The organism is Fusibacter sp. JL298sf-3 (assembly GCF_053842995.1).
In genome coordinates, this window is the sequence record NZ_CM132608.1 from 3,521,931 (window position 1) to 3,544,519 (window position 22,589).

The window sequence follows — 22,589 nt, forward strand, 5'->3', positions numbered from 1 at the left end:
TGATATGGGTATTACAAAAGTGGATAAAGTTATTATTGCGGTTTTATTAGCTGTGTCAATCGGTGTGTTTATTCTAACAAATATTATTAATGGCGGGAACCGTGTTGCCTCAATTCTGATATTGAGAATAGATAGGGAAGAGACCAGATATGAACTGAATGATGTTGACAGCACAATAGATTTTGAATTTGGAAACGAGAAAGGGCGTCTTATTATAGATAATGGTAGAGTGAGTATGGAAAAAATGTCATTAGAGATTTGCCCTAGACAGATTTGTTCAAAAATCGGCTGGATTGAAAAAGCAGGAGAGGCTATTGTCTGTTTGCCGAATAGGATATCAGTTATCCTAGATGGTGGTAGTGAAGAAAGAGAAATCGACGCTTTAAGCTCTTGATGTGCCCGTAGTAGTAGCACGATAAAGCAGCAATGCAATCTCATATATAATAATAGAATATGATTTGAAGATAAAGAGCAGATAATTGCTCTTTTTTTATACCGTAAACTAGAAATAAAGTGTATTAGTCATAATTGCGTCATATTGTTATTAGATAATAGGTATATACAAAGGATATAGATATTGATCATAAGGAGGTCAAAGTTATGATGATTATATGGTTCGTAGTAATTGGTGTATTGATTTATTATCTTTTTTTTAGTAAGGATAATGGAAAAGTAAACTTTCCCGGAGGCAAATCACCAGAGGAACAACTTAAGGAACGATTTGTAAAGGGTGAAATTGATGAGAAAACATATCTTCAAATGAAAGAAACAATCAAATAAAATGATGAATGAAAGTAAGGTGAAAGCATATGATGCGAGGTTATAATTGGTTTAATGATGGTTTTTGTTCTTTTGGTTTTGGCAGTAATTTTAGTGTTTGGTATTATTTAATTCTGATTGGATTGGTTATCGCCGTTATTGGAATTATATCAATGAGAAGAAGGAAACACGAATCAGATGGTTCACTGGATGCATTAAAACGGATGTTTGTGAATGGTGACTTGTCAGAAGAGGAATATCTGAAGAGAAAAAGTGTTATAGAAAGGAAGTAGTAGAATATGAAGAATAAAAGTGTATGGATATTGGTATTAGGTATAATATTAATCAGCGCAGGTGTTGGTGGTTATGTATTTGCGCAGGAAGATACAAGCAGTACGGTTTATAACCGAATGAATGAATACAATGAAAACACAGAATTTATTAATAATGGATATTTTGAAATGGGATCTATGATGTCGGGCTTTTATCGCAATACTGGGACATCAACAAATGAAGATGTTTATCCGATTGATGAATTGACGGACGCAGTTGAGCAATATATATCTGGTTATGATACAGAACTTGTTGTTAGTGACATCTTCGTTTTTGCAGATAGTGAATACTATTACTCAATTATTGAAAAAGACACCGGAAAAGGTGCGTTGGAACTACTAGTTAATCCTTATACAAAAGCAATCTTCCCAGAATACGGTCCTAATATGATGTGGAATCTGAAATATGGAATGCATCAATCAGGTTATATGGGCCGTAGCATGATGGGCCGTGGTATGATGGGATATTATTACGATGAAGATGATGAATATTATAATAATGATTTCTCAGAAAAAAATGATTTAACCTATGAAGAAGCGTATAATAATGCTGTGGAGTATTTAGCAGACAATGGCTCTGAATTATCAGTTGGAGATGAATATCATGACTTTTATGGATATTATACTTTTCATGTAAACAAGAGTGGTGAAACGGTTGGTATGCTAAGTGTTAATGGATTTACCGGAACTGTATGGTATCATGATTGGCATGGTGAATTAGTAGACATCATTGAAGGACATGAATAAGAAAATTTATAAATTATGAAAAGAAGGTGGAACGAATGTATAAAATTTTAGTTGTAGAAGACGAATCAGAAATCAGCTCAATCGTTATAAAATATCTTCAAAAAAACGACTTTGAATGTTTTCTGGCAGAAAATGGATTGGAAGCACTTGAAACGTTTTCGAAACATTCGTTCCATCTTGTTATTTTAGATATTATGATGCCAGGAATTGATGGATTTGAAGTTTTACAGAGAATACGTGAAATATCAGAAGTACCTGTTATTATGCTGACGGCGAAGCAAGAAGAAGCGGATCGGTTAAAAGGTTTCAAAGAGGGTGCTGATGATTATGTAGTTAAGCCATTTAGCCCAAGAGAATTAGTGGAACGAGTAAAAGTCTTTATGAAAAGAATATACAATATCGGGGATGAAATCATCCTTACTTGTGGTGATTTTAGATTGTACACATCATCCATGAAATTGACTAAGCAAAAAGAAACCATAGATTTAACTTCCACTGAATTTAAGTTACTATATGCTTTGATTAGAAATATTAATCAGATTTTAACTAGAGAACAGTTGATTGAGTTAGCTTTTGGTGTTGGTTATGATGGTTTTGATCGAAATATTGACAGTTATATCAAACGCATTCGGCAAAAGATTGAAACTGATCCGAAAAACCCCCAATATTTGAAAACAAAGTATGGGCAGGGCTATGTGTTTGATGGAGGTGATCGTTAATGTCTCTGAGAAAAATATGGCTTTTGATTCTCATTGTTGTTTCTGTAACTGCTATTTCCGCAAATACAATTATATTAACTTTCTTAACAGACCGCTATTTTTCAGATTATCTGAATGAAAGTTATGAACTTCACGTCGGTCAGCTCACCGAGTATACAACTAAGGCATTATCATCAGAAGAAATTTCATACAGTCAGATGGCGATAGAATTGGAATCTCATATCAATGACCCCATTATTGAAATAAAACTTTATGATCCATCCGGTCAATTGATTATTGATGTTGGTGGTGAAAATTATATGACTTCATCGATGATGAATAATATGATGGGAGGACGGATGATGGACCAAGTCATGGATCTTTCATCTCAGGAAACACGACAAATTGAAATATCATCGGATAATCAAACATTAGGAATTATAAACATAACGATTCATAGCCTGGCAGAAAATTCTTTTATAGCAAGACGTTTCAAATCTGCTTTATTAATTAATAGTATGTTTGCCATTGGTATAGCTATCATAGCAGCTGTAATAATTGGTATGATTATTAGCAGGAAAATGAGCAAATCACTAAAAGAAACAGAAAAATTGGCTAGTGATATTCAGCTGGGGAAAGAGGTTAAACTTTTTCCTAGTGGTATAAAAGAAGTTAATGGTATCAGGGAAAGTCTCATGGAATTATATGCACGTTTAAGGATGAAACAGACCACTAGAAAATCATTAATTGATCAACTGGTGCATCAAACGAGGACTCCGTTGACAATTCTCCAAACACATTTGGAAGCAATAGAAGACGGTATAATTGAGGTTAATACCAATGAATTGAACGTTTGTCAGAATCAGATCAAGGATATAAAATCCATTATTTCCAATATGAGTTCGATGATAGACGCCGGTTCTGATATAGATGAACTTAAAATTGAGCGTTTTGAACTATATCCCTTATTGAGGCAGATTCAACAGGGACTGATGGCTCAGTTTAAAAAGAAACAAATACAATTAGAATTATTATCTGATGAAAAAATATGGATGAAAACAGATAAATATAAGCTAAGTCAATCTATTTATAATATAGTAACCAATGCTTATAAGTACACAGGTGAAGGAGGGATTGTTCGGATTAGTTATATATTGTCAAAGGGAATGCTGATTATAAAAATTCAAGACACAGGAATCGGTATAGCACATCATGAAGCTGATAAAGTGTTTGATGCGTATTATAGAAGTAGTATTACTTCAAATATTCAGGGAAATGGACTGGGACTTTATATAGTAAAAGAGAATATTGAAAGCATTAAAGGTAAAGTTACGCTTCAATCGCAACTCGATGTGGGAACGACATTTTCTATTGAATTACCTCAAGAAATAAGACATGAAAATTAAAATATTCTATAAATATTGTGTATTAAACATAGATTATGCGCATTTTGAAGGAGAAAACATGAAAGCAAGCTCAAAAAAAACTAAGATGAACAAGAAAACTATATTCATTATATCAGGAAGTATTCTGGCAGTGTTAGTACTTGCAATTTTAACTTTTACCACAGGTGGAACAAATACACCTGAAGCTGTTGAAGTGTCATCCGGTGGTGAACTCATCATCAACAAAGAAGATATCACAAAAACAGCTTCTTTTTACCCTTATGAATCAAATGGAACTTATATGGAGATTATTGCAGTTAGGGCCAATGACGATACTGTCAGGACGGCACTGAATACCTGCCAGGTATGTTATTCATCCGGCAGAGGTTATTATGAACAACTAGGGGATGTCCTTATATGCAATAATTGTGGTAATCAATTTACAATCGACCAGATCGAAAAAATCAAAGGTGGATGTAATCCAGTTCCGATTCTAGATGATATGAAGACTGAAAATGATGATCAAATTGCAATTAACGCAGAATCACTTGCTGCATTTGAGCCTCTTTTTGCAAATTGGAAAAGATAATGATGGAAACAAAGATCTTTGTTCAGGGGATGACCTGTGGTCACTGTGAAAAAAAGATAAAAATGGAACTTGAAAAACTGGATTCGATACAATCGGTGCAAGCAAATGCGTCAAAGAATCATGTAATTATAGTGCATGAACGCACTTTAGACGATTCTTTAATTGACGCTAGATTGAAAGCTATCGGATATTCGGTGGTTGAAAAAGATTCGTTTCGTAAACTCAAATTAGCCATTACGCTTTTATCTATGGTGATCTTGACTTATATGATACTAAGATATGGTAATAGTCTGAAATTCGATTTTTTACCAAATATCCGACAAAACATGGACTATGGTGCATTGTTTATTGTTGGTCTTCTAACATCTGTACACTGTATTGCAATGTGTGGCGGTGTTAATATCACTCAATGTAATAGATATAAGCATCTGAAACCATCATATCCAAGTTTACTTTACAATTTGGGCAGAGTGACCTCTTATACAATCCTTGGTGGCATTATTGGAGGGCTAGGATCAGTTTTAAGCTTTTCCGGTCAGTTACGAGGCTATGTCACCATTGCTGTAAGTGTTGCTATGATCCTAATGGCTGTTAAAATGCTCAAGATTTTTCAGTTTAACTTTCCGGCTTTTAGATTACCTGACTTCATAAGAAAACCGCTACTGAAACTCTCATCAAAGGGACCTTATTTTGTTGGACTGGCTAATGGGTTTATGCCATGTGGACCTTTGCAATCCATGCAACTCTATGCACTGGGTACAGGAAGTGTTATTAGGGGAGCATTATCAATGTTCTATTTTAGCATCGGTACGTTTCCGTTGATGTTTGCCCTGGGGTTTATCAGCTCATTGTTAGAACATCGCTTTTCAAAGCATATCATGAAGTTCAGTGGTCTACTTATTTTTATATTAGGACTTGCGATGTTTTCAAGAGGTGCCGCTCTTGCAGGGGTGATTATACCATTCCAATCAAACGGACCAGTGACAATATCAACACTTGTTACAGATGATCTTCAAGAGGTGAGCTTTGATTTACAGGCAAATGAATATGAGCCAATACAAGTTCAAGTTGGTATTCCGGTAAAACTGATTATCAACGCTGATGTAGAGAATATGAATGGTTGTAATAATCCACTAGCAATACCCTCTTTGGGGATAGAGCAGACCCTATATCCCGGTGAAAATGTTATAAACTTTACTCCTACTGAGAAAGGTAAGATTGCATATACTTGTTGGATGGGTATGATAACCAGTTATATTGATGTTGTTGAGTAACTATCAAAATTAAAGATTGGACCAGTGAGGAAAGAAAGGTGGAATGGTGATGTTGAATAAAATAAAACGTAAATGGAAAAAATTTCTTGAAACATTAGCTGATCAGAATAAGAGTACTTATGGAGAAGGCGGATTAAATTGCTGTGAGCTTAAATCGGTGACAGAAAATACTACAAAACGCGAAAATAACAGATAATAATATACAAAATGACAGCAGCAAATCATTAGGTTTAATGATTTGCTGCTGTCTATTTTAAAAAATCGCTTTTTAAATCTTGAGGTAGAATATACTTGAAGTTATTTGAATTAGTCATAGTCATAAGTTTAATTGCTAATAAATTCGGATCAGTTGCCAGAAACTTGGCGGTTTCATAGAAACTGTAATCTTGCCTAAATAGAGAAAGTATATCTTCGTCAGACAGCAATAATGATGAGGCGAACACATTTGCCTCATATTCCGGTTTACATGTCATATCATAAATGGCAAACTCTTGAAGCGCATGATTTTTTGAAAGATGCCTGTGAAGCTGATCATGTCCAAGTTCGTGGGCGCAGACTATTTTCTGTAATGGTTCAGAAATACCTTCATTGATGACGATAAACCGGTTATGCCCATCTCTTTTATAAAAGCCTTTCAGATTGCCAAGGTCCATAAAGAGAACATCGATATTCATATTACTGGCGATTTCAAAAGGGTCTCTAGTCGCATATCTTTTAATAAGTCGTGTTGAGCGTTCTATAATGTAATCGTTCAAATAATTCCCCCTTGCAGAGTTTCAAAGAAATTACTTTTCTTAGTCTCGATATTTTTTCGGAGTATATTTCTTGTTTTTTTCCTTCGACAACCAATATATTTCGGTGATGGCTTTGAAGACCTTATCTTGGTCATCTTCACTCAATTCTCCACCGGCAAAGAGTAGAGCTGTATCGTTAATAAACGATTCAGCCTTTTTTTTACCTCGATATCCATACTTTTCTTTTGCTTCTATTAAGAACGCATCGTTATCGGATAATAGATAATCAGTAGAAACACCAAATAATTCGCAGAGTTTCATAATTATGTCCTTCTTGGGCTGCCTTTCATCGTTTTCATAATAAGCAACAGTACGAACGGTAACACCTAATTCAGTGGCAAGATCAGGCTGGGTCATGTTACGTTCGCTTCGTAGAAGCTTAACTTTACTTCCTAATGTCATAGTCATAGTACACACCTCTTCTAAAAACATGAGTTATAAATTTTGTAAAATATCATAAATATTGACATGAACAAATGGTTCATGTATAATGAACAAACAGAACATGTGTTCGATTAAATGATAGCATGAAACATTGCAGTAAGTCAACAAAAACAGCAGAGAAATCAGTAAAAGAGGTGAGGTTTAAATGGGAAAGACAACGAACGGACTTGAGAGATTAATGAACTCTTTCAAGGTTTATGATGAGTTTGATGAAAAGGTATATCATGATGCTCATTTGCTTCTTGATATATACTCAGACGTCTTATGGGGCATGAACAATAGCTATACAAATATTGTTCGTGAGTGTAAAGAAATATATGGCAATTCTTCAATTATGGTATTGGATGTCATTACAGAATTTGGTTCGGATTTGAAAGCAAAGCTGCTGCATGAACAGCTTGAAGATACAGAAGCAAGTAAAGTGATTATAGAGATTATCAATGCAGCAATGTTCAAGTTGGTGACGTATCCAAACAAAGGCGAACGGTACTATGAAATATTGAAGACTACATATTTTTCGGAAAAGAAATACTCTGAGAATGAAATACTGGACATTTTGAAACTTTCAAGATCAACATATTTCAGGCAACGTAAAAAAGCTATTTCACTATTTGGTGTTATTTTATGGGGATACGTATTACCGGAGTTTATAAGCAATAACAGCGTGGGACAATAATGGGACTGAATTGATACTAAATAGAGACTGCTTTGGTACTGACATGGTATTGTCAATAGGGTATGATTGATATGCTGGAAGAAACAGGCATATTTTAACCTCTGTGTTCACGGAGGTTTTTAAATACCTTTTTCAGCTAAAAAATATAACGGCAAATTACAGGCTAGAAGTCATAACGACTCCTGGCCTTTTTTTATGCCCTTTTTTAGGAGGAAAAATGACATATACCAATTTTGTTTTTATCCGTGGTCCATAACTTTCTATTTTGAAATGAAAAAACTCATGACAAAATAGGAGGTTTCAAATGAATCATCAAAATAATCAAAATAAAGAATCAAGGAAGTATCTCATCCCGGTGGACGGAAAGTATTATGAAACAACAAAAGAAATCTATGAGGTCTATTATCAGATGGATCGAAGAGAGCGGTACTTAGAAGAAAGGGATATCAAAAAAGGCGTTAAAACATTCAGTGATATAAGTAGTGCAGCATACACTGCGGATGAAATCATTGGCGTTGCTGAGATTGACGTAAGCGAGGCGGCAATTACAAATATTTATATTGAAACAGTTCTTGAAGCAATATCTTACTTAGATGAAGAAGATCAATTGCTAATACAAGAGCTGTTTTTTTGTGGGAAAACGGAGCGTGAAGTCGCTAGTGATTTAGATATTTCCAAGACTGCACTTCATTTTAGAAAGAATCGAGCTCTTGAAAGAATAAGAAAACAATTAAATTTATAAAAAAGTTTTTAAAAATCATAGACCAGACCCCCTCATTTTTCGGCTTAAGAGTGAAGGGGTCTTTTTACATCCCTATGAACCTTGAAAAATAGTAAGAATACTTTTACTCATATCCAATATTTTAAGTACGTTACCTTGTGACTGAGAGGAAAGCAACGTAAGCGAATGCGCCAAGAAGGCTCAGCCTAAGCGATAACATTTGGCTTTGAATTATCTTGTGGTAAAGATAATTTGCGATGACTCACAAGGGGAAATTTGAACGATACTTCTGTCAAGTCCTAAGTATCCTATGGATGGCAGCCTGACAAAATGATCAGGAGAAAACCGCTTTTGCCTGGAAGCCAATGGCACTTGTGGATTCTATGAGGTTGATAACCGTTGACCGCTTAAAATATTTAACTAATTAATGATGGATTAGAAGACTTAACAGTAGAAACGTTTTTCAAAACAACCGTGTTTTGGTAAAGGTTCCTGCTGTTAAGTGAAATTAGAACAGAGGAGATAAACGTGGAGAATATACAATTGAATTATGAAACAAAAAATATAATTCATAAACTTATAGAAGAAAAACAAATACCGGCTGAATCATCTGGTGTTTTTAGCCTTAAAGATTGTATCTTGGTAGAAAATTTTACCGGTAAGAATTACACCTACAGAGTTGTTAATTTTGTTACAGGTGATCAGAAGTACTTGTTTTACAAGAAGCAGGCGATTGAAAAAGAAGAGTATTGCAACATGGTTGAAAGAATGACGAAGTTGGACTTCTACAATATGAAACGGGCTTCGGATGGATTTGAGATGATCGATGTGATCTTTAAAGAAATCTTTCCAAAGTACGGATTTACCGTGAGGCATGGTCAAGTGGATTTATCCAAGCATATGTACAAGAATCTTCGGGATGAAAGAATCGATTTAAGTGATGTAGCTGTTGGCTTGGGTAAAACCCATGCATATTTAGTGGCAGCAATCGTACAAGGCATTTTTTCAAAAACAAGATTTAAGTATAAGCAATCTCCGATTGTTATTACAACATCAAGTATTGAACTGCAACATGCCATTATCAATGAGTATATACCGGAAATATCCAAGATGCTGTTGGAAAATGGTATTATCGCAACGCCGATCTTATGTGTTTTGAGAAAGGGAAAGGAGAATTATTTGTGTCCGAACCGGTTGAGGGATTATTTCTACTCCCTTGATCCGGAACGAAAAAGGCCTCATGAATACAAGGGGTTACAGAAACTGATGAGAGATGATCTTATTGATCTTGGAGAAATTACTGGTATAAGTGGTTATGACAAAAGAAAAATCAATGTAAAAAGCAATCTTTGTTTCAATTGCAGTAATCGCAGGACGTGTGCATTTCAAGTGTTTATGAAACAGGCAAGAAAGAGTTCATATCATTTTCAGATTTGCAATCATAATTATTATCTGGCGGACGTATTGAAACGAAAAGACAATCGCAGGTCTCTGCTACCGAATTATAAGGCAGTTATTATTGATGAAGCACATAAACTGAGAGATGCAGCTAATCAAATGTATGGTACATCCATAAGCGAATATGAAATCAACCAGTTCATAAAAAAGGTAATGCCAAATCAATTGAAGGAAAAATGGCATAAGGACTTAAAAAATCTATGCTATGAAACTTTGGCATTTAACCAGCTTTTATTTGATGAACTGGTAAATCAGATACCGAAATACTTATTTAATGAAGAAACTGAAAAATTTGCAACACAGATTACTGTAAGAATAAAGTTGCAAATCGAAAAAATAATTTTCTGCTCACAAGAGATCAGAATGAAGATGAGCAGTGGCGACCCTCGGGTGATATCTGAAATAAGTCGCATCATTAAAAAGCTGAAGACATTTATTAATGAGGAAAGTATTTATTGGATGGAGAATCCAAAAGCAAAAGGGCAGCGCATCTTATCGTCGATTCCTGTGGATATCAGTAGTCAATTAGGCAGTGATTTGTGGAACAATGAACATGCAATGATATTGACATCAGGGACATTGGCTGTAGAAGGTCAATTTGATTATATGAAAAGACAAACCGGATTAGATCAGGTAGCTGATTGGAGAATTGAGGAACTGTATAAGTCAACGCCTTTTGATTTTAAGAAGAACTGCATGTTATATATTGCAGATAGTATGCCCTATCCCAAGCTTGACGATGAAAGATATATTACTGAAGTTGGAGAAGAAATCAAAAATTTGATTCTAGCATCAAATGGACATGCTTTGGTGTTGTTTACATCCTATAAGCCATTGCGAATGATGTATCAATATGTAAGAGAACAAACAGTAGATATCCCACTGTTTGTTATGAATAGGGGTAAAAGTGATGTTCTAGATAAATTCAAGCAAAGTGGCAATGGCGTTTTATTTGCTACAGGGAGCATGTGGGAAGGGGTTAATATTCCAGGAGATATATTATCCCATTTGATTATTGTGAAGTTGCCGTTTCCGGTACCTGATCCGGTGACTGAGTATGAAAGAGCTATGTATACTAATATGAATGATTACTTGGAAAAGGTACTTGTTCCAAACATGCTGATTAAATTGAGACAGGGCGTAGGTAGATTGATTCGTGGTGAGCGTGATACCGGTGTTATCTCTATCTTGGATACACGAGCTGGTAGAAACGGTAAATACCATCATGCAGTGGTTGGAGCTTTGCCAGAATGTCAAATGGCATCAGGCACAAAGGATATTAGACGATTTCTAATTGATAAAAAAGATGACACATTTTTTGAATAGATATCAAGCAGGAGGGAATTAGCAATGGATGAACGATTAAAATTCAGTGAACAAGTAGCAATGTTAAATCATTTGAAGAATAAAAGACTTATTACAACGACAGAATATGACAAGATCAAACTTTTCATCAAGAAGAAATATAAAATCGGGATTTATGCGGTGGAGTAACCTTGAGGTACAAAAATACGTAGATGTAGATCAAAATAAGTAAATATGTAAAAGGATTTGCCTTCTCAAATAAGATTGGACTTTGAGAAGGCTTTTTTGTTATACCAAAAAAATAAACGAAACATGGTCGGAAGAGATTTTAGATGATAAACTCGCACCAAACAATCAAATCAAGACAAGGAGGTCCTTCAATGGGAAAGGTTAAAGTTATTGAAGCAAGTAAACAATCAAGGAGACAAAGAAACAGTTTTATTGAAAATCAGTTAAGGGTTGCAGCGTATTGCCGGGTCAGTACTGATTCAGATGAACAGAAGCTGAGCTATCAATCTCAAGTGCTTCATTATAAACAACTGGTTGAAACCAAACCGGAATGGGAACTGGTCGACATTTATGCAGATGAAGCAATATCCGGAACACAAATCAATAAACGTGTAGATTTTCAACGAATGATTAATGATGCACTTGAAGGCAAAATTGATATGATCATTACAAAGTCAATATCTAGGTTTGCCAGGAATACATTGGACACATTAAAATATGTACGTTTATTAAAGGAAAAGAATGTGGCCATCATGTTTGAAAAGGAAAATATAAATACACTGACGATGAACGGTGAAATGCTTTTAGTAATTCTAAGTTCCTTAGCTCAACAGGAGAGTGAATCGATTTCTGCCAATGTTACCATGGGACTCAAGATGAAAATGAAGCGTGGTGAAATGGTCGGATACAATGGCTGTTTAGGATATGATTATGATCCAGAAACCAAGAGTATCTCCATTAATGAAGAAGAAGCTGATATTGTTCGATATATTTTCAGAAGGTATGTTGAGGGAGCTGGATGTTTTGTGATTGCCAAAGAGCTTTCCAATCTTGGTTATAAGACAAGACGTGGAAGTACTAAGTGGCATGAAAGTACAGTTCGAGGCATTGTTAAAAATGAAAAGTATAAAGGGGATTTGCTTCAAGGAAAAACATTTACAGTTGATCCCATTACTCACAGGCGTTTAGATAACATGGGTGAGAAAGAGCAGTTTTATGTTGAGAATAATCATGATGCGATTGTATCAGATGAAATGTTCGAAAGAGCCCAGGAAATTCTTAGAATGCGGAGTAAAAAACACAGTAAAAAGAACACTTCTAGAATGTACAGTCGCAAACATGCCTTTAGCAGTATGTGTACCTGTGGCTTTTGCGGTGGTACATATATAAGAAGGATTTGGCATCATGGAACAGATCATGAAAAGCCGGCATGGCAATGTGGGAAAGCTATTAAGGAAGGTCGAAAAACTTGCGGCCATTCAAAGGGGATTCATGAGAGTTTTCTTGAGGATGCTTTTCTGAACGCCTATAATAAAATTCAGGAGTTGAATGCAACAGACATCGAAGAGTTTTTTAGCAATATCGAAGAAGCATTAGATATTAATCACATAAGAGATGAAGTTAGTGAATTCTCAAAGAATATTAAAAAGCTAGAGAATAAATCACAAACACTTTTGGATATGCGATTGGAAGAAAAAATATCAGAAACAGATTATGATATGAAATATAAGGCGATTGAACAAGAAATTAAAGAACTGATGACTGAACGAAATGAGAGATACGAAGCACTTCAAGGGGAAGAGTCCATTACTAAACGTATTTCAATTTTTAGACAAGTTCTAGCTGAGGGGATAGAGATCAATGAATTTGACCGTGATATGCTAGACAGCTTGGTTGAAAAAATTGTAATCGGAGCAACAGATGAAAATGGAGAACCTAATCCTTACGTCATTACGTTTGTATTCAAAGCAGGAATGAAATTCAATGAGGAATTCTACGAGAAAGTTGCCAATTCTTCTGCTATAATTGAAGAAGAAAATTTGTCTACTTACGCAACAAACGAGAAGCAAGTAGCGTGTACCTACGCCCCTAACAAGGCATGTGGAGACATGTGTGTCGTTAGAAAAAATTAGATAACTTCTGCAAAAACGGGGGCAAACCTGTAATGAATTACAGGCTCCCCGCTTTCATGAACCTCTATCTTTTCGACTAGGAGGTTCAACATATCCTTGGTTAGAGTATCGAACTGTAGAAATTTCTCAAGCTCAGATTTAAGGAATGTTAAGTTATCTATATCATTGGAATTGTTGAGCGAGTCTTCGAGGCTCGCTTTTTCATTTTCTAGTTGTTGAGCTTTTGACATGTAATCACTCATACGTTCATCATAAAGCTCCTTGGTTATGTGACCAAGCGCAAATTTATCTAAAAAGCCATTTCGTATAATGGACCCAAGGAACTGACACAAAATCAAAAAAATAAGTTATAATGACACTATGAGTAAACGAAGAACATTTAACCCAGAGCAGAAAGCAAAAATTGTACTAGAACTACTTTCAGGGGAGCATACCATGGCAGAACTATCTGCTAAATATGATGTGCATGCAACCCAACTCCAAAGATGGAAGAAGGCGTTTCTAGAAAACGCAGGTGCCGCTTTCGATAAAAAGAATTCTAAAGAATCAACACAAGTCAAAGAACTAGAAGAAAAAGAAGAAGCCTTATTAAAAAAGATTGGTCAGTTAACAGTTGAAGTTGACTGGCTCAAAAAAAAATCTGGAATCAAGTAAAACACCTTCACAAAGAGCTTCTATGGTTGAATTTGATCTTAATGCGATTTCAATAAAGAGACAATGTGAGTTGCTCTGTGTTAACAGATCTCGTGTATATTATCGCCCCAAGGAAAAGGGGCCTGGTAACGCCTTTAAGTACCTGATTATAGGCTTAATCGATAAGATACATACCGATTATCCCTACTATGGTTCTAGGCGAATTACTAAGGAGTTAAACCGCATGGGTCACAAGGTTAATCGTAAAAGAATTCAACTATACCTGCGAGAAATGGGTGTCGTTATTTTCTATCCTGGACCGAATCTTAGTAAACGCAATAGAAAGCATAAAGTATATCCATATCTACTAAAAAATCTTAAGGTAGATTGTCGTAGTCAGGTTTGGTCCATTGATATAACTTATATTTCAATGCCTAAGGGACATATGTATTTATTCGCAATCATCGATTGGTATACAAGAGAAATCATTGACTATGAGCTATCTAATAGCCTTGATACTGGATTCATCATTAAGTGCTTAAAACGAGCATTTAAGACCCATAAACCTGAAATAATAAATTCAGATCAAGGGTCGCAATTCACAAGCAATGAGTACATTGCATTGCTGAAAAATGAAGATATAAAAATCAGTATGGACTCTGTTGGTAGAGCCACTGATAATGCAAGAATTGAACGCTTTTTTAGATCAATCAAACAAGAAAAATTATACATCTACGAGTACAACACCGTAAATGAATTACGTCTGTTAGTAGCAGAATATATAGAATTCTACAACTACAAAAGGATTCACCAAGCCTTGGATTATCAAACACCATATGAGTTTAGTATGGCTGCTTAACGTGCCTACAAATATTAAAAGAAAGGACTAACTTAATTTCTAGAAATTTGTGTCTTGACATTGGGGTTCATTATACTCCCATATGAGCAGTTTGTTGAAGAGTTCTTGAGTAACATTAGATTTAAGTTCGTTGATTAGGGGGAAATAGTTCATGCAAGATTTCTTTAGTGAGTATATATTAGAAGAGTTGAAAGAAGCTGGCGTAGATATTAATGATGAGAATTTTATTTTTAGTGATAAGTATCAGAAGTTTAAAAGCATGTATATTTTAATGCCTATAGAGATTGATGCTACAGTGGATTATTATGTAGAAAAGTACATTTTAAGTCAAGAGCAAGTAAATACTATGAAATCGGGTCTATTTGATATTAACACTAAAAGGGAGTTATCGAAAGAAGAGTTAAAAATATCGAGGTTGTACAAAGAGTTGAGTGATGAAGAGGATAAACGGAATGAATTAGATGAATCAAAAAATCAACACAGTACAAATATCGACTTCGAACAGAAAATTAAAGGTGCCAATAGTGGTATACAGACTAAGCTGAAGAAAAAGGTTGGATTTGATTTAGAAGACTTTGCATTAGAAAAATATGAACAACTTAAAATATTAAAGCTTCTATACAATTTTGAAAAAGTTGAAAAACTCAATATAACGAAGATGCTTGAAAATCCCTCTCTCGAAAATGTGTCAAATAGAATTATTGGTGTTGAATCAACAAATGGTGATATTACGGAACGACTCAAAAATGAAGTAATGAAAGAGTTAACCCCAGATTTTATAGGATTAGCGAAACAAGTCATAGTAGATATAGTTAAGGAATGGGAAGTTGAGATGCAAAATATAACCTCCCTATTTCTAATCGAAAAGAGTAGTAAATCAGAAAATGGTTTAGAGAAAATTAAATTATCATTAGACGATATTTTGGAGTTGATTCCAGATAAGCAGAGCATTACATATAAACATAGCTTATTCGAATCCTTCTATTTACTTATATTAACGCATGAGAACATAAGTCGACAGTTAGATTTGTTAAAAATCCATGAATATATTGATAGGAAATTTATAGGGGGTGATTTTCAGAAGAATAGATTTGCCTTCAACTACGAACAACTCATTAGTATATCTGAAGTTTCCGATTTCATAATGGAAAACACAGATGAACTGTGTAGGTGCATTTTAGGAAAAAACCATATATCATCTGATGACAGGAAAATTTTAATGAATCGTGTTCAATATTTAGATAGATTAATTGAGATAACACGAAATAATTCGAAGACTCGATTTACTAATGGCATAGATGTATTGTGGATTATTGCAGCACTTCAGGAGATACACCAAGCTATGCTAGATAGTGAGAGTTTTAGCCATAAGTTTTATAGACATAAAACCAACAGTGGTTCGCTAATGTCTAGGTTGAATCCAGCTTCAAAGAAAGAGGAGATTTATGAGCTACTTTGGACAAAAAAATTAAAACATAGATATGCACATAATCTGGGAATTTCTCATCAATATAAAATATTTAATGTAATTGAGGAAAAAGTAGATACAATAATAAAACTTATTTTAGAGACTCAAAATATTGAAGATATGGTTTCTCTTCACTACAACATTTTAAGTTGCTATAAAAGGTTACTTGGACAAGGGTGGATGGATAAGAGTATTGACCAACTAGTTCTTGATGTAAGAAAACTATGTGGTTATACAATTAGTGGTCAGAAGAAAGTGCTTGAGGCATTTATAAGTGAAGTTAAAGGAACGAATATCTTAGTGGGAGTAATTAAGAGAGTATCTGAGTTAGCTTTGGAATCTTGTGGACAGTTTAAAAGAGAGATAATTGAATTAGAAATTCATTATGACATTCTATCTCACAAAAGAACATTTTTTGTAGACGTTCATATCGATGGTTACAATAAAAAAATCACATTTACGAATTTTGTACTAAGTCATATTCAATCTAGTTATACTAAGAATTAGCTCAGGATGAAACAAACATTTTTTTATAATGGATTCCTTTATCGCATATCCTTATTATAAGACTATCCAAAGGCCTTTGGTAAGTCTATTACTAATAGTGATTAAGGAGGAATATATGTCAAAACAGGAACGAAACGAAAAGATTGTAGATATGATTAATGGTAAATTAGAGGAACTAGGCTTAGAAAATGATTTGTTTTTAGAACCTATTCCAAATACTTTCAAAAGACGTCCTAGATTTGGTGTCTATCAGGATGGTACAAAAAGATTTGCAGTTCAAATGTGGCAGTTAAACGAACTAGATGATATTGCATTAGACCGTGAAATAAATAAACGTATTAACTCTGCAAGAGAGCACTTCAAATTATAGTTTTAGGATATCGCCGCCAGTAACTACAACCAACACTCCACACATGTGGAGACGGTGGTATTGATGTCACGAAAATAAAGAAGTGTACTCGGAAAGGCTTGATATAAGCCTTTCCGGGCTTTTAGCGATAAATTTTTTAGTTAGAAAAAACATGATTTTTTGCTCTGTGGGAACTAGTCTAAGAAGGCCTTATGACCCCGTACAGAGTGGATTAGATGTCAAAGGGTCCGTACAGAGCAGAATGGATGTTTTTGTGGAATGGCGTGGTTGAAAGAGCAGGGTGGATGTAGATACTAAAATGTTTTTTGCGTAGCAGAAATACTGTAGTTATCTGAAATTTTAGGTCTAACGTGGGTCTACTTACGCATCTAGTGGCTTGATTGTTATTAAGACAAAATACAAGTCACAATAGTAATTTAAGACGAACTGGAGATTATTTATATTAGCGGAGGTTTAAACAAATCATGTATAAATTAACATACGAAAATTTTATGAAAGCCCGTCACTACATATATGCCAATTCCGATGATATTAATCGGGCATGGTTTCGTTATAATTTTGGAGAAAATGATACAAATGTCTTTATGGACGAGTTAGCTAAATATCAACATGAAAACGGCGGGTTCGGTAGATTGAATTACGAATTTGATTACCAAGGTCCGTGCTTAAAAAGCACCGAACACGCAATTGAATATATTGTTAATCTTAAGGAAAAGCCGCCTACCGATCATCCAGTTATTAAAAACATGATGAAGTATATATTAGAGCAGTATCACCCAGAGATTGGCAACTGGGGTGAGCCTGTAGTGCCAGAAGTAAATGACGGCGTTCATTGTCACCATGTAAGGTATAGAGGAATTGTTATAATACCAATAGAAAACGAAGATGAAAGAATTAAAAATTACGAAGCCAATGAAAAAGCGTGTTTTGCCGCTTTTGTCGCGCTTTATTCTGAGATTGTGCCAGAAGAATTGTACCAAGATATTATCAAATATCCAATAGAACATATTCTGCGCTACTGGGACAAAAACTCACCGGATTACAAAAAGGAAATTTTTGATGATGGTTCGCCATATGATTTTGATTATTTAGGAAGGTTTGTGTCTTGCTTGAAGGACAAAGATACAGCAAATAAACTGACTTCGATTCTATGCCAGAATCCTTCTGTTTTTATGGAGCTTGATTTTACAAAATCTCATAACCATTATGTCCATTTGCCTTGTGATGACATCAATTCGCCGGATAATATTGTATATCACGCAGTGAAGGATTTAGTAGACGATTCAATCACACATCGGATAAAACAGCAGAAGAATGACGGAAGATGGACTCAGGGTTGGTCAATGGGTGAAGATGAAGGATTTCGTAAGCTTCAAATTTTATACGATGCGAATTTCACTATGAAAATGTTAGCGAAATTCGGACGATTCAACAGAATTGATTTTTAAGATCATATTTCACAGAAATAACATAATGTACAGTTAGGATGCCTTGTATTCTTCTTTTACTGTAAACTACATAGGAGGAAATTAGGCAGAGGTGTTGATCTACGCGCATTGAGATGTTCTAAGCCCCAAAACATCAGATGTAAAAATTACCGTTCGCATTGTCCTGAAAAGATGGACAATGCACACCTGCGAATCTAAGAAAAGAGCTTTCTAAGCTTCTCGGCATCAGTAATTAGAAACGATTTGTGAGGAGGGTGAGAGTGGATTTTGTAAATGACTTTGATAAAATTATCATTGATGTATCCAGAATACTAGGAAAACCAATCGATAAAGAAAAATATGAGATAGTTGATCGAGGAATCCCGCATCAACCAAGAGGCTTACCAATACAGAAGATGGGTGTTTATACTTTTTGGTACGAAGGGAATTCTTGAAAATTGGAAAAGCCGGCCCTAGTAGTAACGCTAGGTTTTTAAGTCAGCATTATAATCCAAAATCAGCCCGGAGCACTTTAGCTGCATCTATCTTGGCGGATGAAAAGATGCAAAATAAGGGTATTAATGAGACTAATGTTGGCGATTGGATAAAAAAAAATTGCCGTAGGATAGATATATTGCTAGATGTCAACTTGGGAATATTCACTTTAGAGCTTATAGAAGCCGCGCTCCATTATAGATATGAGCCTATCTATGAAGGCTTTTCTGCACAAAGATAAACTCGCTAAATTTACATAGACTGTTGTAGCGTATCGCTAAAGATTGGATGAGAGGAGGATTTTGAAATGGCAATTGTACAAGATGCTTATAATCTAACAGATGATACTTTAGTGAAAGTGCTTACAGGAGAATATCGAAGAATTGGAAGCGTTATTCGATATGCGTCGGGCCCAAACAAAGGTCAAATAGTAAAACACCTCAAGCCTATCAAGATAGAGGCTGCCCAGCAGGCTCAGGGACTAGGTGTAAAAGCAATTCAGTTCGCAAAAAACAATAAGAAAGCGCTTATTATAGCAGGTGTAGGTACCGGTATAGCTTTTGTTAGTGGCGGCATTTACTATAAAGTAAAGAGTAGAGAGCCAGAAGTTGTAATGATGTTTAGAGAAGCACTGAAGATTTATATAAATGGTATCCGTGAAGGTAATCTTAACCCAGCCATGATAAATGATTTAATGACTTGTTTAGAAAATCTGAAAGAGCATAAAGACTATGAGAAAATTAGTGTTAAGCTTTCTACCGAAGATTTAGATGTACTCGTAAACCGAATTTTTGAGTACACAGAAAAACTGGCGAAAGACAATTCCATAGAGCTAACTGAAGAGGAAATTAATCCGCAAGTATCAGATGGTACAATTCTAAATCTTCAACGGTATCTCCAGGCGCAAAAGAGAATTTTTGAATCGGCAGCATAATTACAGTAATAGAACAAGGCACCCTACATCTAATTTTGTAGAGTGCCTCGTTTTTTTCTATTCTTCTATATCAACTGTCAGTCCAGATTTAAATTCTACAGCGAACTTGCCCTCGTGGATAGTGACCTTTTCAATCAACCTCCTTATCAGAGCCTCATCGTATTCGGTGATAGTGGTGGCCTGATCTTTGAGGAATGTACTCATCTCAGCGATCCGCTTCTTGATTTCATCCTTGCTAGCACTGTCCACTTGGACTTTTTGCTTTTCTTCTCTCAGGGTGTAAATCTCATCCGCAACATCCTCATAGTCAGATTTGGTGCTGGCGAGTTTTAAAAGTTCTGCTTGGAGTTCTTCTAACCGCTTTTCGATAATGGCTAGAGCTTGATTATTATCTTGGCTGATTACCGTTGCGATGTTGGTTTCAAGAATGGATAGGAAGGTGTCCTTCTCACCTAAGGTTTCATTTATGGCTCTGATAAGAATCTGCTCAATGCTATTCTCCTGAACTGTTCGAGCGTCGCAAAATAAGCCTGTGTTTTCAAGGCGGCTTACGCATCTCCAAACGATGGACTTCTTGCCACGGTTATTCCAGTGCACCCTTCGGAACACTTCACCGCAGGTGCCACAAACTATAATTTGAGAGAAGCAGTGGTTGCTGCTGTAAGTCCTCTTTTTACCATTTGGACTGGTGTGTACGATGCGCCTTCTGATTAGTTCATCCTGGACCTGCATGAAAATTTCACGCGGGATGATGGCTTCATGGCTATTTTCCACATAGTACTGGGGGACAAGGCCGTTGTTTTTAACTCTTTTTTTTGTGAGAAAGTCAACGGTGTAGGTCTTCTGAAGAAGTGCATCCCCGATGTATTTTTCATTCCTGAGGATTTGATTGATGTTGCTGGTGTGCCATTTATCTCGTCCGGCACCATTCTTGATGCCATCAGCCTCAAGTCCTCTGGCAATCTTTAGCATGCTGGCCCCTTCGAGGTACTCTCTATAGATGCGTTTTACAATCACAGCTTCTTCTGGAACAATAACCAGTTTCTTATTTTCATCCTTGGTGTAGCCTAGAAACCATTTGCAGTTCACTTGTATTTCACCTTGTTGGTATCGGTATTGAAGTCCAAGTTTTACATTTTGGCTGAGTGACTGACTCTCTTGCTGTGCAAGGGAATGGTCCTCTGTCAAGAAAAAGGACAACTTAAAAATAGATTTTCTTCAATATCTTGACTACCCAGCAAATTTGGCCTCATAATCGTATGGAGACATCATTTTACAATGACCATGGATTCTTGTTGTATTGTAAAAAGTATCGATGTACTCAAAAACCAAATCATGAGCATGCTTAATATGCTTAATAACAAATCTACTAAGCCATTCTCGCTTGATTAATGCATGAAACGACTCAATACAAGCGTTATCCCACGGATTGCCTTTTCTTGAGTAGCTCCTAATAAAGGCTTTCGCCGGTGTTTGTTCAAGATATGCCTTAGAAACAAATTGGCAGCCCCTATCGCTATGAATGACAATGGGTTGATCAATTTGTCTTTGTGCTTTTGCTTTTCCAATGGCGAGTAATACGCTCTCTGTTGATAAATTATCGGATAAATGCCAGCCTACAATTTTTCTGGCATATAGGTCCATTACCGAGGTAAGATATACAAATCCCTTTAACGTGTTGATATAGGTGATGTCTGTTACCCAGACTGAATTGGGTTTACTTGGATTAAATTCTCTTTTTAAAACATTCTTTAACTTTTCATCGAATTCTAGATCTATGGTTGTTCGAATATACGGGCTTACCCAAATGGCCTTTATGCCGTCTTCTCGCATGTAGTTGCCTACAGTTTTTTCTGCAATAACATGGCCCCTAGATATTAATTTCTCAGTGATCTTAGGTGCTCCGTATATTTGATGGGACTCATTATATATTTTAGTGATTTCTTGTTTGATTTTTTGTTTACGAACCTTTGGTCCTCTGTCAAGAAAAAGGACAACTTAAACGTAGAATATTTAACATTTTTTTGATTATTAACTGACGAATTCAAATTCATAGCCGTGAGGCGATATCATACCACAATGCGAATGTATTCTGGTGGTATTATAAAATATTACAATATAATGGAATGTCAGTTTGTGCGCATGATGAAGATCTTTAATGACATAACGGTTAAGCCATTCGCGCTTTATGAGTGCGTGGAAAGACTCAATTGGTGCATTGTCCCAAGGCGTACCTTTTGTGAATAACTATGATGGTTTAAGTAAACTCGACACAAACATTCATTCGTTTAAGGATGTAATCTTTGAATGAATCAAGTTTCTGCTGACAGCGCATTTCTGATCGTCTTTCGATCTCGTCCAGTAAGCGCTGCAATGTCTGTTATGGAAATCCTGTTTTCATGGTATTGTTTAATCATATAAAATTCCCCTTGTGTCGTCATTCGGTAGCTCCCTTTTTATATGAGCATACCGTTTATTGTGGGGAATTTTCAACCGTTGTTTACACTTACACGCCCGCAACTAACAGTTGCGTAAATTCAAAGTTTAGTTGATAGATATACCTGTAGCATACT

Annotated in this window: 25 protein-coding genes and 2 pseudogenes; 21 read left to right on the top strand and 6 right to left on the bottom strand. The window is 35.5% G+C overall.

Features of this window, described 5'->3' with window-relative positions; all coding sequences use genetic code 11:
• Positions 1 to 4: 4 nt before the first annotated feature.
• The 9 genes from ACR6HW_RS16745 to ACR6HW_RS16785 all read left to right on the top strand — a co-directional run bounded on the left by ACR6HW_RS16745 (position 5) and on the right by ACR6HW_RS16785 (position 5,980).
• Entirely contained in the window at positions 5 to 394 is a 390-nt protein-coding gene (locus ACR6HW_RS16745) for a NusG domain II-containing protein (RefSeq protein WP_455728824.1), read from the top strand.
• 206 nt (positions 395 to 600) lie between these two features.
• On the top strand, positions 601 to 780 hold the full coding sequence (locus ACR6HW_RS16750; RefSeq protein ID WP_455728825.1) for an SHOCT domain-containing protein: 180 nt from the start codon (positions 601 to 603) through the stop codon (positions 778 to 780).
• A 29-nt stretch (positions 781 to 809) separates the two neighbouring features.
• On the top strand, positions 810 to 1,052 hold the full coding sequence (locus tag ACR6HW_RS16755) for an SHOCT domain-containing protein (RefSeq protein WP_079590588.1): 243 nt from the start codon (positions 810 to 812) through the stop codon (positions 1,050 to 1,052).
• Between the two features lie 6 nt (positions 1,053 to 1,058).
• Entirely contained in the window at positions 1,059 to 1,838 is a 780-nt protein-coding gene (locus tag ACR6HW_RS16760; RefSeq protein WP_455728826.1) for a hypothetical protein, read from the top strand.
• A 35-nt stretch (positions 1,839 to 1,873) separates the two neighbouring features.
• Positions 1,874 to 2,557, top strand: coding sequence for a response regulator transcription factor (locus ACR6HW_RS16765; RefSeq protein WP_455728827.1), 684 nt, complete (start codon positions 1,874 to 1,876; stop codon positions 2,555 to 2,557).
• Positions 2,557 to 3,942, top strand: coding sequence for a sensor histidine kinase (locus tag ACR6HW_RS16770; RefSeq protein ID WP_455728828.1), 1,386 nt, complete (start codon positions 2,557 to 2,559; stop codon positions 3,940 to 3,942). The genes ACR6HW_RS16765 and ACR6HW_RS16770 overlap by 1 nt, the downstream gene beginning before the upstream one ends.
• Positions 3,932 to 4,510, top strand: a complete 579-nt coding sequence (locus ACR6HW_RS16775; RefSeq protein WP_455728829.1) for a Fe-S-containing protein — start codon at positions 3,932 to 3,934, stop codon at positions 4,508 to 4,510. The genes ACR6HW_RS16770 and ACR6HW_RS16775 overlap by 11 nt, the downstream gene beginning before the upstream one ends.
• Complete coding sequence (locus ACR6HW_RS16780) at positions 4,510 to 5,784, top strand: urease accessory protein UreH domain-containing protein (RefSeq protein WP_455728830.1); 1,275 nt, start codon at positions 4,510 to 4,512, stop codon at positions 5,782 to 5,784. Before ACR6HW_RS16775 ends, ACR6HW_RS16780 begins: the two co-directional genes overlap by 1 nt.
• Before the next feature lie 49 nt (positions 5,785 to 5,833).
• Positions 5,834 to 5,980 carry an LDCC motif putative metal-binding protein gene (locus ACR6HW_RS16785; RefSeq protein WP_455728831.1) on the top strand — a complete coding sequence of 49 codons (147 nt, stop codon included), beginning with the start codon at positions 5,834 to 5,836 and terminating at the stop codon, positions 5,978 to 5,980.
• A 52-nt stretch (positions 5,981 to 6,032) separates the two neighbouring features.
• Here ACR6HW_RS16785 and ACR6HW_RS16790 read toward each other — a convergent pair whose 3' ends face one another.
• Both ACR6HW_RS16790 and ACR6HW_RS16795 read right to left on the bottom strand, forming a co-directional pair.
• A complete protein-coding gene (locus tag ACR6HW_RS16790; RefSeq protein ID WP_455728832.1) occupies positions 6,033 to 6,539 on the bottom strand; it encodes an ImmA/IrrE family metallo-endopeptidase in 507 nt (168 codons plus the stop codon).
• Between the two features lie 39 nt (positions 6,540 to 6,578).
• Complete coding sequence (locus ACR6HW_RS16795; RefSeq protein WP_242951059.1) at positions 6,579 to 6,986, bottom strand: helix-turn-helix transcriptional regulator; 408 nt, start codon at positions 6,984 to 6,986, stop codon at positions 6,579 to 6,581.
• A gap of 181 nt (positions 6,987 to 7,167) precedes the next feature.
• Here ACR6HW_RS16795 and ACR6HW_RS16800 point away from each other — a divergent pair, with 181 nt between their 5' ends.
• The 5 genes from ACR6HW_RS16800 to ACR6HW_RS16820 all read left to right on the top strand — a co-directional run bounded on the left by ACR6HW_RS16800 (position 7,168) and on the right by ACR6HW_RS16820 (position 13,323).
• Positions 7,168 to 7,698 carry a hypothetical protein gene (locus tag ACR6HW_RS16800; protein WP_455728833.1) on the top strand — a complete coding sequence of 177 codons (531 nt, stop codon included), beginning with the start codon at positions 7,168 to 7,170 and terminating at the stop codon, positions 7,696 to 7,698.
• Positions 7,699 to 8,002: 304 nt separating this feature from the next.
• On the top strand, positions 8,003 to 8,440 hold the full coding sequence (locus tag ACR6HW_RS16805) for a sigma-70 RNA polymerase sigma factor region 4 domain-containing protein (RefSeq protein WP_455728834.1): 438 nt from the start codon (positions 8,003 to 8,005) through the stop codon (positions 8,438 to 8,440).
• Positions 8,441 to 8,947: 507 nt separating this feature from the next.
• Positions 8,948 to 11,203 (top strand): ATP-dependent DNA helicase, encoded by a 2,256-nt coding sequence (locus tag ACR6HW_RS16810; RefSeq protein WP_455728835.1) that lies wholly within the window; start codon positions 8,948 to 8,950, stop codon positions 11,201 to 11,203.
• A 24-nt stretch (positions 11,204 to 11,227) separates the two neighbouring features.
• A complete protein-coding gene (locus ACR6HW_RS16815) occupies positions 11,228 to 11,371 on the top strand; it encodes a hypothetical protein (protein ID WP_455728836.1) in 144 nt (47 codons plus the stop codon).
• A gap of 191 nt (positions 11,372 to 11,562) precedes the next feature.
• Positions 11,563 to 13,323, top strand: coding sequence for a recombinase family protein (locus ACR6HW_RS16820; RefSeq protein ID WP_455728837.1), 1,761 nt, complete (start codon positions 11,563 to 11,565; stop codon positions 13,321 to 13,323).
• On the opposite strand, the gene ACR6HW_RS16825 is transcribed toward ACR6HW_RS16820, so the two are convergent.
• Positions 13,320 to 13,565, bottom strand: coding sequence for a DUF4368 domain-containing protein (locus ACR6HW_RS16825; protein WP_455728838.1), 246 nt, complete (start codon positions 13,563 to 13,565; stop codon positions 13,320 to 13,322). The two genes, ACR6HW_RS16820 and ACR6HW_RS16825, sit on opposite strands and share 4 nt — an antisense overlap.
• Before the next feature lie 118 nt (positions 13,566 to 13,683).
• On the opposite strand from ACR6HW_RS16825, the gene ACR6HW_RS16830 reads away from it, so the two are divergent.
• The 7 genes from ACR6HW_RS16830 to ACR6HW_RS16860 all read left to right on the top strand — a co-directional run bounded on the left by ACR6HW_RS16830 (position 13,684) and on the right by ACR6HW_RS16860 (position 20,016).
• Positions 13,684 to 14,815, top strand: a protein-coding gene (locus ACR6HW_RS16830) for an IS3 family transposase (protein WP_459251967.1) whose coding sequence is annotated in 2 segments (ribosomal slippage) — positions 13,684 to 13,955 and positions 13,954 to 14,815 — 1,134 coding nt in all. Because the reading frame shifts where the segments join, the coding sequence is not laid out codon by codon here.
• Positions 14,816 to 14,966: 151 nt separating this feature from the next.
• Positions 14,967 to 16,790 (top strand): hypothetical protein, encoded by a 1,824-nt coding sequence (locus ACR6HW_RS16835; RefSeq protein WP_455728840.1) that lies wholly within the window; start codon positions 14,967 to 14,969, stop codon positions 16,788 to 16,790.
• Positions 16,791 to 16,905: 115 nt separating this feature from the next.
• A complete protein-coding gene (locus ACR6HW_RS16840) occupies positions 16,906 to 17,160 on the top strand; it encodes a hypothetical protein (protein ID WP_455728841.1) in 255 nt (84 codons plus the stop codon).
• Positions 17,161 to 17,624: 464 nt separating this feature from the next.
• Positions 17,625 to 18,608 carry a prenyltransferase/squalene oxidase repeat-containing protein gene (locus ACR6HW_RS16845; RefSeq protein WP_455728842.1) on the top strand — a complete coding sequence of 328 codons (984 nt, stop codon included), beginning with the start codon at positions 17,625 to 17,627 and terminating at the stop codon, positions 18,606 to 18,608.
• A 260-nt stretch (positions 18,609 to 18,868) separates the two neighbouring features.
• A complete protein-coding gene (locus ACR6HW_RS16850; protein ID WP_455728843.1) occupies positions 18,869 to 19,042 on the top strand; it encodes a hypothetical protein in 174 nt (57 codons plus the stop codon).
• Complete coding sequence (locus tag ACR6HW_RS16855) at positions 19,039 to 19,323, top strand: hypothetical protein (RefSeq protein WP_455728844.1); 285 nt, start codon at positions 19,039 to 19,041, stop codon at positions 19,321 to 19,323. Before ACR6HW_RS16850 ends, ACR6HW_RS16855 begins: the two co-directional genes overlap by 4 nt.
• 66 nt (positions 19,324 to 19,389) lie before the next feature.
• Positions 19,390 to 20,016 (top strand): hypothetical protein, encoded by a 627-nt coding sequence (locus tag ACR6HW_RS16860; protein ID WP_455728845.1) that lies wholly within the window; start codon positions 19,390 to 19,392, stop codon positions 20,014 to 20,016.
• Between the two features lie 57 nt (positions 20,017 to 20,073).
• Here ACR6HW_RS16860 and ACR6HW_RS16865 read toward each other — a convergent pair whose 3' ends face one another.
• The 3 genes and pseudogenes from ACR6HW_RS16865 to ACR6HW_RS16875 all read right to left on the bottom strand — a co-directional run.
• Positions 20,074 to 21,105: a recombinase family protein gene (locus ACR6HW_RS16865; RefSeq protein ID WP_459251968.1), complete on the bottom strand. Its 1,032-nt coding sequence runs from the start codon at positions 21,103 to 21,105 to the stop codon at positions 20,074 to 20,076.
• Positions 21,106 to 21,246: 141 nt separating this feature from the next.
• Positions 21,247 to 21,972, bottom strand: a pseudogene (locus ACR6HW_RS16870) (IS3 family transposase); the annotation flags it as partial.
• Positions 21,973 to 22,047: 75 nt separating this feature from the next.
• Positions 22,048 to 22,242: pseudogene (locus ACR6HW_RS16875) on the bottom strand (integrase core domain-containing protein); the annotation flags it as partial.
• Between the last annotated feature and the right edge of the window lie 347 nt (positions 22,243 to 22,589).